18 protein-coding genes are annotated in these 15,444 nt (G+C 48.7%); 10 read left to right on the top strand and 8 right to left on the bottom strand.

Annotated elements, in window-relative coordinates:
- Positions 1-58: 58 nt before the first annotated feature.
- From F0L74_RS00200 to F0L74_RS00185, 4 genes are all read right to left on the bottom strand, one after another.
- Positions 59-811, bottom strand: a complete 753-nt coding sequence (locus F0L74_RS00200; protein ID WP_149835842.1) for an SDR family NAD(P)-dependent oxidoreductase — start codon at positions 809-811, stop codon at positions 59-61.
- Positions 812-974: 163 nt separating this feature from the next.
- Positions 975-1,868: a class I SAM-dependent methyltransferase gene (locus tag F0L74_RS00195; RefSeq protein WP_149835841.1), complete on the bottom strand. Its 894-nt coding sequence runs from the start codon at positions 1,866-1,868 to the stop codon at positions 975-977.
- Positions 1,869-1,891: 23 nt separating this feature from the next.
- The gene (locus tag F0L74_RS00190) at positions 1,892-2,272 is read right to left on the bottom strand and encodes a serine hydrolase (RefSeq protein ID WP_213086854.1); all 381 of its coding nucleotides are present in this window, start codon (positions 2,270-2,272) and stop codon (positions 1,892-1,894) included.
- Between the two features lie 81 nt (positions 2,273-2,353).
- Positions 2,354-2,698 (bottom strand): DUF6249 domain-containing protein, encoded by a 345-nt coding sequence (locus F0L74_RS00185; RefSeq protein WP_149835839.1) that lies wholly within the window; start codon positions 2,696-2,698, stop codon positions 2,354-2,356.
- Between the two features lie 94 nt (positions 2,699-2,792).
- Between F0L74_RS00185 and F0L74_RS00180 the strand changes: the two genes are divergently transcribed.
- From F0L74_RS00180 to F0L74_RS00165, 4 genes are all read left to right on the top strand, one after another.
- Positions 2,793-3,368 carry an RNA polymerase sigma factor gene (locus F0L74_RS00180; protein ID WP_149835838.1) on the top strand — a complete coding sequence of 192 codons (576 nt, stop codon included), beginning with the start codon at positions 2,793-2,795 and terminating at the stop codon, positions 3,366-3,368.
- Entirely contained in the window at positions 3,361-3,717 is a 357-nt protein-coding gene (locus F0L74_RS00175) for a hypothetical protein (protein WP_149835837.1), read from the top strand. The genes F0L74_RS00180 and F0L74_RS00175 overlap by 8 nt, the downstream gene beginning before the upstream one ends.
- Positions 3,718-3,792: 75 nt before the next feature.
- Positions 3,793-5,067 (top strand): NAD(P)/FAD-dependent oxidoreductase, encoded by a 1,275-nt coding sequence (locus tag F0L74_RS00170; RefSeq protein ID WP_149835836.1) that lies wholly within the window; start codon positions 3,793-3,795, stop codon positions 5,065-5,067.
- 397 nt (positions 5,068-5,464) lie between these two features.
- A complete protein-coding gene (locus tag F0L74_RS00165; RefSeq protein ID WP_149835835.1) occupies positions 5,465-6,493 on the top strand; it encodes an LLM class flavin-dependent oxidoreductase in 1,029 nt (342 codons plus the stop codon).
- On the opposite strand, the gene F0L74_RS00160 is transcribed toward F0L74_RS00165, so the two are convergent.
- Positions 6,415-6,972, bottom strand: a complete 558-nt coding sequence (locus F0L74_RS00160) for a hypothetical protein (protein ID WP_149835834.1) — start codon at positions 6,970-6,972, stop codon at positions 6,415-6,417. The genes F0L74_RS00165 and F0L74_RS00160 overlap by 79 nt on opposite strands.
- 292 nt (positions 6,973-7,264) lie before the next feature.
- Positions 7,265-7,540, bottom strand: a complete 276-nt coding sequence (locus F0L74_RS00155) for a hypothetical protein (RefSeq protein WP_149835833.1) — start codon at positions 7,538-7,540, stop codon at positions 7,265-7,267.
- Between the two features lie 618 nt (positions 7,541-8,158).
- On the opposite strand from F0L74_RS00155, the gene F0L74_RS00150 reads away from it, so the two are divergent.
- From F0L74_RS00150 to F0L74_RS00125, 6 genes are read left to right on the top strand one after another with little or no spacing between them, the layout of a single operon-like run.
- Entirely contained in the window at positions 8,159-8,857 is a 699-nt protein-coding gene (locus F0L74_RS00150) for an HAD family hydrolase (protein WP_149835832.1), read from the top strand.
- The gene (locus tag F0L74_RS00145) at positions 8,857-9,702 is read left to right on the top strand and encodes a phosphoribosyltransferase family protein (RefSeq protein WP_149835831.1); all 846 of its coding nucleotides are present in this window, start codon (positions 8,857-8,859) and stop codon (positions 9,700-9,702) included. The genes F0L74_RS00150 and F0L74_RS00145 overlap by 1 nt, the downstream gene beginning before the upstream one ends.
- Positions 9,692-10,246 (top strand): TerD family protein, encoded by a 555-nt coding sequence (locus tag F0L74_RS00140; protein ID WP_149835830.1) that lies wholly within the window; start codon positions 9,692-9,694, stop codon positions 10,244-10,246. Before F0L74_RS00145 ends, F0L74_RS00140 begins: the two co-directional genes overlap by 11 nt.
- 27 nt (positions 10,247-10,273) lie before the next feature.
- The gene (locus tag F0L74_RS00135; protein ID WP_149835829.1) at positions 10,274-10,891 is read left to right on the top strand and encodes a TerD family protein; all 618 of its coding nucleotides are present in this window, start codon (positions 10,274-10,276) and stop codon (positions 10,889-10,891) included.
- A gap of 31 nt (positions 10,892-10,922) precedes the next feature.
- Entirely contained in the window at positions 10,923-12,026 is a 1,104-nt protein-coding gene (locus F0L74_RS00130; protein WP_149835828.1) for a toxic anion resistance protein, read from the top strand.
- Positions 12,027-12,047: 21 nt separating this feature from the next.
- Entirely contained in the window at positions 12,048-13,010 is a 963-nt protein-coding gene (locus tag F0L74_RS00125) for a hypothetical protein (RefSeq protein WP_149835827.1), read from the top strand.
- A 57-nt stretch (positions 13,011-13,067) separates the two neighbouring features.
- On the opposite strand, the gene F0L74_RS00120 is transcribed toward F0L74_RS00125, so the two are convergent.
- Together F0L74_RS00120 and F0L74_RS00115 are read right to left on the bottom strand one after the other, a co-directional pair.
- Positions 13,068-13,892 carry a DUF475 domain-containing protein gene (locus F0L74_RS00120; protein WP_149835826.1) on the bottom strand — a complete coding sequence of 275 codons (825 nt, stop codon included), beginning with the start codon at positions 13,890-13,892 and terminating at the stop codon, positions 13,068-13,070.
- 30 nt (positions 13,893-13,922) lie between these two features.
- Positions 13,923-15,434: a helix-hairpin-helix domain-containing protein gene (locus F0L74_RS00115; RefSeq protein WP_149835825.1), complete on the bottom strand. Its 1,512-nt coding sequence runs from the start codon at positions 15,432-15,434 to the stop codon at positions 13,923-13,925.
- Positions 15,435-15,444: the final 10 nt, after the last annotated feature.

Here is a 15,444-nt window from a genome sequence, read left to right as displayed (position 1 = left end):
ATACTGAAGAAAATTATTAGGCTGGCCATTTGGCCAGCCTATTTTTATTATCCGGTGGTCAGAATGGATAATGCCGCATCCCACCATCTACAGTCGCTACCGTACCCGTTATATACCGCGCCCGGGGCGATACCAGGAAAGCAGCCATATTGGCCACATCCTGCGGCTCGCCAAAATCACCCAGCGGTATCTCTTGCTCGGCAAATTGCCGGCGCTTTTCTCCCGGAAAGAACCGCCGTATATTCTCCGTATCTATAAGCCCAGGCTGCAGGCAATTGACCCGGATACCATATTGCCCCAGCGACCCGGCAAGCTGTTTGGACCACACAATTACAGCCGCTTTGGCTACGGCCGAAGCATTAATAGTCCGCAATTCATAGGTGCTGGCAATGTTTAGGATAGCGCCCTGTTTACGGGCCATAAATTGAGGCAGCAGCTGTTGCGTGAGCTGCCGGTGGCGGTTAAAATCCAGCGTCATGGAATCTTCCCATGCCGCATCCGGGCCTATAACATCCAATGGCTGACTACGGCCGGTATTGTTAACCAGGATATCAACATGTCCCAGGCTGGCTAACGCCGCCGCGGCGATCTGTTGCGGCGCCTCCGGCGCGGCAAAATCCTGTACGAATATAGCCGGCTCCGCGCCGCCCGCGGCCACTACTTCCGTTTTGAAATTATCCAATAATGCTTTGTTCCTCGCAGTAACAAATACCTGCACGCCCTCCATGGCCAGTTCTTTTGCAATGGCCCGGCCAAGTCCCTGGCTGCCGCCACTTATAACGGCCGTTTTACCTTTTAAATACAGATCCATGATGTTCAGAATTTCCCGGCAAAGTAGCGCGTACCGGCTGATTTTAAGGAGGGTACAGTCAATTGTAAGGCGCCTACAAATTTGTTAGTAAAGGCTGGGAGATTAAATGCCGGTTGTGAGGTATAGTAAGAATATGGATATTATTCACTGGACATTAGAAGGGTTACATCACGCTCCTGAACTCATATAATTTATACAGATCGTCCCCTTCCCCATTTATGCAACTGAGCCAGGATTGGCGCGCCACATGGGACGAGCAGGGCCCGTAACTAAAGATGGTAATGGTTTTTCGCTGCGCTTCCGCCTGCAATATGTCCAGTACGCTCTGCAACATGGCTCCTTCAAAAGGCGTATACATAAAGAATACGTTTCCGGCAGCGTAATCCGCCTGGAGGGCATTGATAGGGATAAAACGCACATCGTTCAGATTTAGCTGTTCCGCACAGGTATTCGCATAACTGCAATAAGCGGGCTCATATTCAATACCGCTGGCACTAACCCCGCTGATCAGATGCGCGAGAATGGCCACCTGGCCCAAACCGGATCCCAGGTCAAAGAAAACATCTCCTGGTTGTAACTGCGCCAATTCCATCATCTCAAATATGATCCTGGCGGGTGTTTTCTGATAGAATACCATCTCCGGTTCTACCGCCATAGTGGGGGCAGGCGCATCCTGGTCAGATAATAACCGGTTGATAAAAATATCAAGGTTGTCGTAACCTATTTCCGCCTGCTGATCAATATCATTAGCGGTGTAACTGCGGATCATCTCCAGGAAAGCCGGTCCTGTATAGACCTTACGCCGGATCTGCTCCCGTAGCTGCGCGAACAGGGTTGTATCCACTGCTTCCAGTGAGGATTTTAACGCCACGGCACGTTGTCTTAATACGGCAAGTTCTTCTAACGGAGCAGTTTGCAGTAAACCGTCGATCCGGTCTATGATATGAAAATCAATAAAATCTATCGCATTTGCCCGGTTGTCAAAATTTGTTGCTGTATGGAGCGCAGCATCTTCTTCGATGGCCCGGATGTCAGATTGGATGTCGGATATAACCATTGCAGGTCTAGATCAAAATAGTATTATAAGATTAAAGATAATTCATTGAAGCCGCTTCGCCTGCATTTCACCGTTCTGTATTTTGTCAGCCCTATTACATGGCCATGCTCATCAATGTCAAAAACGATAGGGGCGTCAATTTCCTTCGCAAAGAACTTATCCGGAGCGTAAGGCAGTATCTCCTTTTTGTCCTGGAGGGATAATTTACCCGCTTCCGCCAGCCGCAGGATGGCGCAGGCGGTAAATTGTTTGGTAATGGATCCAATCCGGAAAATATTGCCCGGATCCATATCAGCGCCCAATTCAAGACCGGCTTTGCCAAAGGCGGTGGGGTAAACGGTCTTGCCGTCTTTAACTGCCAGTACAACGCCCCGGGGCCTTCTTTGGAAAAATACTGTCTGCAATGACAGCTATCGCCCGCTCCGGATTTTGGCCCAGGTAAATGGTACTGGCTAAAAGGCCCAGGATGGCCAATAACAGTAACCTCATTTCCGTTTATTTTGTATCTGGGAGAGGAGATAGTAAGATACCAGTAAGCTGATTCCCAGGAACAGGAAGATGGAAGCAGGAAATGCAGATTCCCGTATAACTCTTATCGTAACAGATTGTAAGATCGAACCGGTAAGAATACCCAGAGAAATACCAATGCTGACAACTCCCAGGATAAGCACAAAAGACAGATAACTACCGGTACCTTTAAAATAATCGGGCGCCAGGCCTTTTTCCAACAGGGTCATCCGCTCCCTGTGGCGGGTAGTAAAGTAGTAGTAGCTGATGCCAAAAACTACCAACGCTACGGCAATGAGTAAAGCGGCAGATGTAACTAACATGATCTTGTGTTTTAAGTGTTTCCTTTAAGACGCAGGAAAAAGCCGCGTGGTCACAGATGTGACCAGTTTATTGTTATATTAGTCTAATTGCAGCATGACGGCAAGCCAGGAAAATAAGATATTGGAAATGGCTGTTCAGGGCGATAAAGCGAGCCTTGAATACCTGGTGAGTTTATACAAGGATCTGGCATATACCATTGCAATAAAGATATTATTGAATAGGGAAGATGCAGAAGAAGTGGTACAGGATGCATTCCTAAAGGCATTTGCCTCACTGGGCAGCTTTAAAAAGGCGGCTAGGTTCTCCACATGGTTATATCGTATAGTTTATAATACCGCCATTACCAAAAGCAGGAGCAAAGGAATAATCACCAGTAGCCTGGATAACATAAAAGACGAGCCGCACCTGAACGGAATGGCCGTTGAATGGGAAATATTACGCCAGAAGGAGAGAAAGAAGTATATTGACATAGCGCTGAAAAAACTGACCGTAGAGGACCACCTGATCGTAACCCTGCACTATATAGCAGGAAAAGATATTGCAACCATCTGCGAAATAACCGGCATGAAGCGCTCCGCCGTAAAAATGAGGCTATTAAGGGCGAGAAAACAGCTGCAGGTAGAACTGGAGCAGCTTTTGGGTAATGAAATAAAGGATTTTTATGAGTAGTAATAAAGAACATAACGATAAACTGGCCCGCCTGATAAAGGAGAACGGCCTGGAACAGCCTTCCGGGCAGTTCTCAGAGAATTTATCGTATCTGATCGCTATGACCTACAAAAAGAGGCGGCTACCCCCATATACCGCCGGAAAATGGCTGGGGAAATGTATCCTTGCTGTACTCGTTTTCTTTAATATGTTACTGCTTTATTATCTTAACCCATTTGCCGCTCAACCGGTGGTCACGATGGCAATAGCAGCATTTGTTATTGGCATCTGGATATTGATCGCCATGATGAATAGGAAAACGCAGGGAAATACCCGCTCCCACAGCGGGTTACAACACTCCCTGGACTAGGCTGAATGTTACAACTGGACCCCCTGGAAAACCCCATTCTGGCTTACATTTGATTCGAAATTAAAGCCAGATGTTATGACACAACATAATAGCAAAAGCGCAAAAAAACAGGTATTGATTGCCGGTGGTGGTTTTGCCGGTTTGAATCTTGCTAAACACCTCTACAAAAGCAAGGATTATGATGTAACCCTGTTGGATAAGAACAACTATAACTATTTTACCCCTTTATTGTACCAGGTAGCCACAGGGTTCCTGGATCCATCCAGCATAAGTTACCCCTTCCGCAAACTATTCAGGAAAAAAGGCATCCAGTACCGCATGGCGGCACTGGAAAAAGTAGATCCCGCTACCCACACCGCCGTATTAAGCGACGGTGAAATGAAATACGATTACCTCGTATTCGCGGCCGGGGCCAAGACCAACTTTTTTGGCAACGAGAACATTGAACGTAATGCCATCGCCCTGAAAGGAGTAGACGACGCTATCAAAATGCGTAACGCCCTACTCAACACGATGGAAAAAGCAGCCAAAACAACCGATCTGTCAGAACGCCAGCGATTGCTCACGATCGTAGTAGCCGGCGGTGGCCCCACCGGCGTAGAAGTGGTAGGTATGCTGGCGGAAATGAGGCGGCATATCATGTTAAAAGACTACCCGGAGCTGGCCGGCGCTAAAGGCGGTATCTACATTGTAGATGGCGCAGAGCACCTGCTCACAGCCATGAGCGGTAAAACCCAGGAAGAGACCTACCAGGCGCTGGAAGCCCTGGGCGTGACCGTTCTCCTGAACACCCGCGTAACGGATTTTGCCAATGACGTGGTAAAGCTGTCATCCGGCGTGATCATCAACGCCAAAACCCTGATCTGGTCCGCCGGTATTACCGCGCATACCTTTGAAGGGATACCGGAATCCAGCCTGGGTATTGGCAAACGGATGAAGACGGACACATTTAACAGGGTAGAAGGTCTGGAGGATATCTATGCCATTGGTGATATCAGCATCCAATACACTGATCCGGTATATGCCAAAGGGCATCCCCAGCTGGCGCAGGTGGCCATCCAGCAGGGCCGTAACGTGGCCCGGAATCTGAAGGCCATTGCCCATGGAAAGAAAATGAAGCCCTTTAGTTATTTCGATAGGGGAGATATGGCGATCGTAGGGCGGCACAACGCCGTGGTGGACCTCTTCAAACACAAGGTGCATCTACGCGGATTTCTTGCCTTATTAGCCTGGTTGTTCATTCACCTTGTTTCTTTGGTTACGGTGAATAACAGGATGAAGACCTTTTATAACTGGGCAGTGGCTTATGTTACAAAGGATCAGTCCCTGCGGATGATATTCCGGCCGTAGACACCCCAACATACATTGACAATAGTGCAATAAAGCCGGCGTCAATGCCGGCTTTTCCGGTATATTGTTCGCCATTTGCCGGGGATGGGTATTGCGACTCACTAACATCCACGCCCATTTCCTCCATTCCGCAGCCTCCTGCTCCTGTAACCCCAGTGTAATATTCCTCCTGTTCACCCTGCTTGCCCTTCCGGCCTGGCTCCAAATCTTATGAACTTTGCTTAATTTTGAACATCCGTTCAATAATTCAGTGCGCCGTCAAATGGTGCTCACCGTCAAGCTGCGCCAGGTAACTCATCCAGTCAGCCTAACCGTCGCCTGGCTTTTGCCTGCGCAACGCCATAGCCGATAAGTACTGAAAAACAACGGCCATCACCTAAAAGCATAAGACAAAAAGATGAACAATAAGAAACAACTGAACCAGGTAAAATACTCCATCCTCGATCTCGCCACCGTAAGAGAAGGATCCACTGCCGCGGACAGCTTTCATAACAGCTTACAATTAGCCCTTCAGGCGGAAGCCGCTGGTTTCTCCAGGTACTGGTTTGCAGAACATCATAACATGCCCAATGTGGCAAGTACCGCTACAGCTGTGCTTATTGGCTACGTAGCAGGCAATACTACCAAAATCAGGGTCGGCTCCGGCGGTATCATGCTGCCTAATCATGCGCCCCTGATCGTAGCAGAGCAATTTGGCACCCTGGCCTCTCTTTATCCCGGCCGTATTGACCTGGGTTTGGGACGTGCTCCCGGCTCTGACCAGCTGACATCCAGGGCTATACGCGGACTGAACATCAATGCGCATTACAATTTCCCGGATGATATCCGCCAGCTGCAACGGTTCTTCTCCGCAGAGAACAGCAATTCCGCATTACGGGCTTTTCCGGCAGAAGGCCTGGAGGTCCCTATCTGGGTATTGGGCTCCAGCACAGACAGCGCACACCTGGCCGCCGCAATGGGATTACCTTATGCCTTTGCCAGCCATTTTGCTCCGGCAGAGCTGATGAACGCCATCAAGATCTACCGCGCAGAGTTTAAGCCTTCTCAATACCTCGATAAACCTTATGTGCTGGCCTGCGTAAACGTGATTGCCGCGGCCACTGACCAGGAAGCTGCCCGTTTGGCCACCTCTCTCCAACAGCTGTTCATAGGCGTGATCACCGGTCGCCGCAAACTATTGCAGCCTCCCGTTGACGATATGAGCCAGATCTGGGACGATGCAACGGAGCATATGGTGAACCAAATGCTGTATTACTCATTCTTTGGCAGCCAGGAAACCGTTAAAGCAGGTCTGGAGGCATTTGTAAATGCCACCCAGGTAGATGAGATCATGGCCACCGCGCATATCTATGATCCGGAGGCCCGTCTTAATTCATATCGCCTGTTTGCAGAGTTATTCAACGCGCCCGTACCGCAGCACGCCTGAGTATATACCAGTTTACCCCGCTGTTGCAGCGGGTGTATCATCAACCGGCTGTTCATTATCCGCAGTGTTTTAGGCGGCTTATTGCCAGCGCGTTTTGTGGCGCGTGGTATCTGGCAACTGGCTGCCTGAACTTGTTTGGTAGTTGGAGCCGCCAACCCACATTCCTCCATCAACTGCGCCTTCACCGCCGCCAGTTCCATCCCTTGTTTTAACAGCCGGTTAGCCGTGCCCGTCATTGCCCGGTACAAACGATGTTGCTTACGCTCTGGTGGCAACGTACGGTACACGGCTGCAGCAATCGCTGATGCCTGCCCTAGAATACCTGCATACACCATCGTCAGTGTAAACGCGGGGTCCTTCTTTACCCGCTTACCACTTAATGAGCTCTTACGGCGGGCATAATACTCCCCATCCATTTTGTAAAAAGAAATACCATTGTGAGTGCCCGTAATAAATACCGGGCCAGCTTGTTTAGCCATAACGTAGAATTTTAAGTAAATTGATAACTAATTTGCAGTAACAAAATTACGAAGATCAACTATCCGGAAAATTGACAAATGCCAAGAAATTCCAGAGCTAATAGGAATATAACACACATGCAAAACAACGCTGCTGTACAACTATACCTTCCGCTTGTACGCTTTTAGTTATACTTTCTACGCTTTTACCCCGGGTGATGTACGCTATTACTGTAGGGTTGACATATGTTGCACATGAGTGCAGGGGCACAAACATAACAGGCCGAAGCTGCCGGGGTTAATCATCAGGTTTTCAGTGTTCCCGCTCTTGCGTCACCGGCGCCTCCAATACCTCCTTCACTTCCAGTACCACATTATCAAGGTGCTCATACCAATCCAGATGCGGCGACCAGCTACGGCATCCGCCAGGTACAGTTGGGCACTGTGTATCCTCCCATACCCGCTGACAAGCCGGGCATCTGCCGCCAGTGGAAAACGTATCCCATTTATGACCGCAGCTGCACTGCCAGTAAGCTTTACCATCTGGCTCCCATTCACATTTGGGGCATCTTATCCTGATTGAATCCATAAGTATAGTTTATCAAAGCACAAGTGCCTTTGCGAGGTCGAAAATATTCAATTCAGGTAGGATTTCCATCAAATTATCTAGCATTTCCCCACGCCTCCCGCCTAACCCGTGAAACCCCCTCTTGCCAAACGTGCACACTGCATTGCCGGCAGGTTCATCTGCCGGGCCTTGGCTGGCGCGGGCTCCACCAGCCACCCTCCAAAACGAACACCCCGCGGCAGGCGCAGCCCGCAGAGGAACCCTGCCGGCGTAGCCTCTATCTAACTCCATAGAACCGTCAGCCTAGTACCGCTAAGACGTATCCGCCCGTTAATAACGCACTGCTCCCCCCTGCACGCAGGAAACACGTAGCGCCAGGGCCACTTACGGCTTTTTCTATACCCAATCATTTCCACACTTCTCATCAAAAAAATCGTATATCCACCCGATATTTATCCTATATTAGCCCTCCGGACACCTATACATAGCGACTAAACTTTTTTCTTTAACCCGGAAAAAATACGATTTAGTAATAAAAAGATAACTGTGGGTTTATAAATAAAACTTATTTTAACGATAGTTAACCCGTATGCTGCAGACAGCGCAGGGGACATACGTTTAATACACCAAATACAAGAGATGAATATATATCAACATTATTCTTTTGATCTCTGGTTAACACTCATAAAATCAAACCCGTCTTTCAAAGAGGAACGGGCACGTTTTTTCTATGATCATTTTAACCAGCGGCAACTTTCAATGGAAGAAGTAGCCCGCATCTTCCGCCGGATAGATATCATGTGCAATGCCATCAACGAAAAAACCGGCAGTAATATCGATGCGGAAGAAATGTACCTGATGGTCATCAGCGAACTGAATGACGATGCCGCCGTGATCCGGGATCTAGACCTGCCGGCCCTTTACCGGGAGATGGATGCCCTCGTGCTCAAATACCTCCCAACGGTCTATTGCTCCAATACGGTAAAAGTGCTGCGCACTATAAAAGAGATACCCGGCAGCACCATTAGCCTGTTAAGCAATACCGGCTTTATAAAAGGCGCTACCCTCCGGTTAGTATTACAAGAGCTGAAGCTGGACCGCTTCTTCGATTTCCAGTTGTATTCAGATGAGAATGGTATGTCAAAGCCCAATGAGCAGTTCTTCCGGCTGATGCTGGAAAACGTGGCCAGGGTGCGGCAGGAGGGCGTTACAGCCCCCGGCAATATCATCCACATAGGCGATAATGTGAAAGCGGATATCCAGGGTGGTAATGTAATAGGCATCCGGACTTTATTAATTAATTCCAATAAACAATGTATTTCAAGTTTACTTAACTGATGACGGTCACCTCATATTCTTTACATAAGATCACCGATGCCGGCAACTTCGGTTTTAGCCCCGATGAATATAGCCGATTTAAGTTTGGCGACGATGCCGTTGCTGAAAAATACGGCGTTAACCTGGCCGATGGTTTTATTGAGCATCACCTTCGCGGTAGAAAAGTACCGCAGCTGGTCATTGTTTCCAGCCCTTATTCGTTTATCCCCACTGCTACTTTTGCCATGAAGAACCATTTTATGTTCCGCCTCAACCGCTGGCTGGCAGCAAATGGAAACCCTGTGGCACAGGAAACAAAAGTGCATCGCACTATTACCTACAAGGAAGACTATGGGGAGCTGGATGCCGCCCAGCGCCTCCAGCTTATCGGCAACGATTCCTTCCATATTGACCGGGAATTCCTGGCTGGCAAAAAAGTAGTGTTCCTGGACGATATCCGCATTACCGGCGGCCATGAGCGCATGATCCTGAAAATGGTAGCGGCTTATAACCTTACCAACGAGATCTATATGCTCTATTTTGCGGAGCTGATGAATAAAAGCATCCCGCCCAATATCGAAAATCACCTGAACTACCATTATGTTAAGTCGATTTTCCACCTGGAGCCGATCATACAGGGAGAACATTTTTTTATCAATACCCGGATCGTAAAGTATATCCTTAACTACGATTTCGATTCATTTTGTATCTTCCTGCAAAATCAAACACATAAATTTGTCAATCTTTTATATAACATGGCACTGGGCAATGGCTATCACACCATAGAAGCCTACCAGCAAAACCTCGATTTTATTCATCAATACCTGTTTAATAGAAAATACAAAAGCATAGAACATGGCAATTAACTTACAAAAAGGGCAACGGCAAACGATCAATGCGCCTAAATTCACCATCGGCTTAGGCTGGGACGCCAACGCTTCTTCTACCGGCACCAGCTTCGACCTGGATGCTTCCATTTTCGTAATGGGCGATAATAAAAAGATACTTTCCGATCAACACTTCATTTTTTACAATAACCTCGTTTCTCCCGATGGCAGCGTAGAGCATACCGGCGATAATCTTACCGGCGAAGGCAGCGGCGATGACGAGCAGATCAAAATAGACCTCTCAAAAGCGGATAGCAAGATCACCGAGATCTGTGTAGTAGTGACCATCCACGAAGCAGAATCTCGCCGCCAGAACTTTGGCCAGGTAAGGAACTCTTATATCCGCATATTCGATCCTTCCACTAACGAAGTGATCCTGAAATATGAGCTGGAAGAAGATTTCTCCATCGAGACTGCCGTAGAATTCGGACGGATCTACAAACGTAACGATGAATGGAAGTTCGAAGCCGTAGGCGTTGGCATGAAAGGCGGCCTGCAGGACTACCTGAACAAATACAATTGATCCACCTAAAAATAATTATAACCCAACATGGCTATAAATCTTCAGAAAGGGCAGCGTATCAGCCTCGAAAAAAGCAATGGCGCTAAGCTGCAGAGTGTATGCGTAGGTATTAACTGGGGCGCTATCGAAAAGAAAGGCGGCCTTTTTGGTATGTCAAAAACAAAGGAAGCGGTGGACCTGGACGGTAGCTGCGCCCTGTTCAACGAGCAGAAACAGCTGCTGGAAGTGGTATACTTCGGCAACCTCCAGTCTAAAGATCATGCCGTAAAACATAGCGGTGATGACCTTACCGGTGATATCAACGGCAATGATGGTCTGGATAACGAAGTGATCACGCTGGATTTTTCCCGTCTTAATGGCAGCGTTGGCTACGTAGCCTTTGTGCTCAATAGCTTCCGCGGCCACGATTTCGGTACCATTCCGTTTGCATCTATACGCATTTATGAAGGCACGCCTTCCCGCGTAAACGAAGTATTCGCTACCTACGATATTGCCAGCGGTCCCGGTTTTGCCGGCCACGTATCCATGGTAATGGGCGTATTCTATAAAAAGAACGGCGAATGGAAATTCAACGCCATTGGTGAGCCTACCAAGGATAAAAAGCTGCAGGAAACGGTGGATACCGTTGCCAAGAACTATTTGTAGTATTACGAGATCATCTATAATCCAGATACATATGGACGCAACAAATCCTAATACCGCGGATCAAACGCTGCCCCAGGTGCGGCTGGACAGGGATGGCAATGCCGACCTGTCCCTCATTACCCCTGAGGACACGAAGAAATACAACGAGCTGAATAAATCACTCGTTATTACGGATGTAAACTCCGTACTGAACTACGGTACAGAAGTACAGAACTCCATGGAACGTTACAGCAACGAGTTCCTGACCTCTGTACGTACTTTCAACTCCGGCGAAGTAGGCGGCCTTATCAACGACCTGCTCGCTGAGCTTAACTACATAGATGTAGATGAGCTGAACCAGGGCGGTCTCAAAAGCTTCCTATCCAAAGTGCCTTTCCTGAAGAAGATGGTCATGGACGCCAAAAAGCTGTTCCAGAAGTACGATACCGTTGTTGCCAACATCGATAAGATCACCAACAAGATCAAAGCGGGCCGCCTCAACTCCCTGAAGGATAACAGCTCCCTGCAAACGATGTTCGACAGCAACGTGTCCTACATCAAACAGATGGAGGACCTGATCATCTCCGGTCAGCTGAAATATAACGAGCTGAACGAGCAACTGGCCCAGATGGAAGCCAATGCCGGCAGCTATAACGACTACGAGATAGCGGACCTGCGTGAGTTCATCACCCGCCTGGATAAAAGACTGGCAGATATGAAAGTGGTACGTTTTATCATGCTGCAGTCCCTGGCACAGATAAGACTGGTGCAGAACAACAATACCTCTATCGCGGAGAAGGCCCAGTCCATCGTATCTACCACCATCCCGGTATGGAAAAACCAGCTCACCATTGCGGTAGCCCTTCAGCGGCAGAAAGCCAACGTGGAAATGCAGCGTAAGGTGTCCGATACCACCAATACCATCCTGCAAAAGAATGCCGATCTGCTCCGTCAGAACAGCATAGAGGTGGCCAAGGAGAATGAGAAGACCGTGGTATCTGTAGAAACGCTCAAACGTACCACTCAGTCCCTCATAGAAACCCTGCACGAGGTAAAACGTATACACGACCAGGGTACAGAGAGCCGTAAAGTGCTGAATAACGAGCTCCAGAACCTGGAAACAGAATTGAAGAAGAATGTAACAAACGTTGGTTAATTTTGCGGGGAAGACGGATAAATGGACGAGCACCTGGCCATCATATTGAATGAGTCAAATAAAACGATCAGCAAGCTGCACTTGCTGTCCAATTTCTTTGAAGACGAGATTATCTATAAGATATACCTCCGGAGCCAGGTTGTCCATAGGTTGTTTGAGACCAACCCGGAGCTCGACATCAACAAGCTGGAGCTCTTCCATATCCAGTTCACCGCCTCCGCCATCGAGTTACTGAAGAAAATAAAGGCCGGCAACGAAAGAAATGCCGGCCTCCTGTACGATGAGGTCCAGATCAATAAGGACCTCATCGATAACCTGGGCGATTCCGTGTTCTCTGAAAAGAACTACCACCTGGATAAACAGAAACAATCCCTGAAGATCAACCTCTCCCTGCGGAAACTGTTCCAGGTACTGTCTGACGGGACGGAAGACTATCCCTTCTCCAAAAACATCAATGCCTTTAGCGCCCGTTTCTCGCAGGATTTCTATTACGATATTTCCCCTGCCGCGGTGGAAGAGCTGATCAGGTACAACCCCGCGGAGGTATACCGGAACAGCCACGCCATCATCCACAAAAAGCTAATGGGATTATTGAACAAGCTGGATTTTAAAACGGAATTCTATTGCGGCCTTAGCGCCGGTAGCCTTATCATAGAGATCTACCGGTTTGTGAATATGGACCGCTATTTCCTGTATTTCCCGGCTAAGAATATGTTCCTGTTCTGCGAGCTGTCTCAGATCGCGGAGGTAGACTGGTCCAATACCCTCTCCAAAAAAGCCCGGATCATCCAGGAGCTTACAGATAAGAATGATAACCTCATGAGCCGCGCCAATGTGCTCAAAACATCCCTGCCGGATAATGTAAAGACCCTCCTGGGGCAGTACTACGAAAAGATATCAGATGTGGACTTCCTCCAGAATATAGGCAGCTACGATGTACAGACCAACATCCTCCGCACCATGCTCAATACCGATATGATGTAAAAAAGAACAGCACCTATCCGTAGACAGGTGCTGCTGTATAAAACGGGTATTGTATTATCAGGCAATCTTCTGATCTTCCTCTTCTTCCACTTCATCCGCGCCGGCCGGCGCCGGAACAGACCTTTTAGGAACGTTAAACAGGATGGAGGTCAGCAGTGGTACCAGGAAGATAGCCACCGTGAGGATAGAGGTAAGGACATCTGCCAGGGAGCTTTCCAGGAAATGCGTAAGCGGGGATTCCGGGAAGAAGTGCTCGTAAATAGAGAGCGCCAGTTTAAGACCCAGGATACCAATTACGATAAACGCAGCTCCTTCCAGGAAGGCGAATTTGCTCATCAGCCTTACAAAGGCCTGCGCTACAAACCGCATAGCCAGGATACCTATAAATACGCCCAGGCATACCAGGATGATATTATCCGTAAAGGCTACCGCGGCAAATATATTATCAATGGAGAAAGCCATATCCATCAGCTCCACCAGCGCTACTGTAGCCCAGAAGGTACCAACAGAGCCCACAGTGGCTTTATACAGCCAATTCTGTCCTTTGTCAATGCTTTCCTCTCCGCCCTCTTCTTTTTCTGCGCGCTGCTCTTTGATCCAGTTAAAGGTCAGATACAGCAGGTACAGACCGCCCAGGGGCTTGAGCCACCATATTTTGATCAGGAAGGAGGCAAACAGCATGGCCAGGCCACGGAATACGTAGGCGCCGATAATGCCGTATTTTAATGCTTTGTCTCTTTGTTTTTCCGGCAGGTCCATTACCATGGTGGCCAGTACAGCGGCATTGTCTACAGATAACAGGCTTTCGATCAGTATAAGGTTCAATACTACGATCAGCGAAGGAACGGGATTGTTAATGATTTGCTGAATTAATTCATTCATTTCACAGTGTTTTATTCAGGTTACAATTGGTTACGATTTATTGGTGATGGTGATGATCACGATCCTGCCGCCTTCCTCGCGGGAGAGCAGCAGTTTCTTGCCATCTGTTAACTCCACCATAGTGCCTACAGGGACTTCCTGGTCTTCCGTGAGGTCTTTCAGCGATGGCAGCCGCTGGTTCACCAGTACCCATTTACCCTGGTAAAAGGTAAAATAGCCTACGGGCACCTTTTGCTCTGCCGTTAGCTTTTCATTGCGGATGGTATTGCGGTTCACATGCCATTGGAACAGGTATTGGTTATGGTATACCATCAACCGGTGATTTTCCGGTTTCCATACCGTTGGCTTAAACTCATAATACAGGTCCAGCACCGGCAGCGTGCCTTTATGGGGCGTGCCGCAGAACGGACATTTGGGCGAAACGGTGTTATCAAATACATACCATTTCTGCTCGCAGGCGTCGTTGCTGCAGGGCTGCATCAGGTCCGTGGTTTTCAGCAGGGCCTGTTCCCACATTTCTGCGGGCGGGCGCTGTGCCGGCTGGTGCAGGCCCGTTACAAAAGCCTGGTGGAACAGCTCTTTCAGGTAAGGACCGGTAATGGAATAAGGCAGCTTTTCCACATCCGCCCAGGGAAGTTCCTTGGGGTTGATGTGTTGCAGCTTGGGCCGGTTGCCGGTATCCGTGGGGTGCTCTATGAACAGCGCTTTTTCCCCCATGGCCAGCAGATCGTCTTTTTCCGTATCCAGGTCATGCACCTTGCCGCCTTTTAACGGGTGACGGTATAACAGGTACATATAGATCATCACCGCCAGCGCGTGCAGGTCCGTGAGCCGGTTGGGCAGCTTGCGGTTAGGATCTTTCAGGTCCAGATGTTTGGTGGCCAGCACCTCCGGCGCTATAAAGTCCGGCGTGCCTATCACATCCGGCGGAAATAGCCCCGGCACCACCAGCCCGTCTATATCAATAATGGCGGCTGATTTGGATACGGGATCCACCAGCACGTTCTTATAGGAAAGATCAGAGTGCGCCAGTCCCGCGGCGTGCAGGCGCTTAACGCCCCTGGCTATATTAATGCAGATCTGGAAATAGCTGAGCCAGTTGCCCAGTTCCGTTTCATCCAGCCGAAGCGGAAATTGTTTGTGCCGGAATTTGGGCGATGAGAACCATTTGCCTTCTTTTTCCTTCCCTTTGATCAGGTCATTGGAGGCGTAACCCTTTTTAAAGAAAAAGTGCTGGTTATAACATGGTACGATCAGCCCTACCTGTTTGTCCGCTTCCACCATATCTGTGGGCCAGCAGTACAGGTCCTTGTAGTAGGCGCCGCCTTCCCGGTTAAAGAAGCTGGTATAATAATCGGTCACGATCTTCCGCAGGCGCTCCCGCGAGTTATGATCCTGGGCGTCGCGGTAAAAGGCTACCACATATGATCTGTCGGGGCTGAAGTAAACGTCTTTCATCCCACCCCGCATAGGCTCCCCGTTATCAACGTATTGATAAGATTTACCGGGGGTGATGACTGAATGTATCGTTTTTGTACTCATGGTGTTAGAA

This window comes from Chitinophaga agrisoli, assembly GCF_008386695.1.
In the GTDB taxonomy this organism is placed as follows: domain Bacteria; phylum Bacteroidota; class Bacteroidia; order Chitinophagales; family Chitinophagaceae; genus Chitinophaga; species Chitinophaga agrisoli.
The sequence above is the reverse complement of the archived record's forward strand: the minus strand, read 5'-3'. Positions and strand labels throughout refer to the sequence as shown.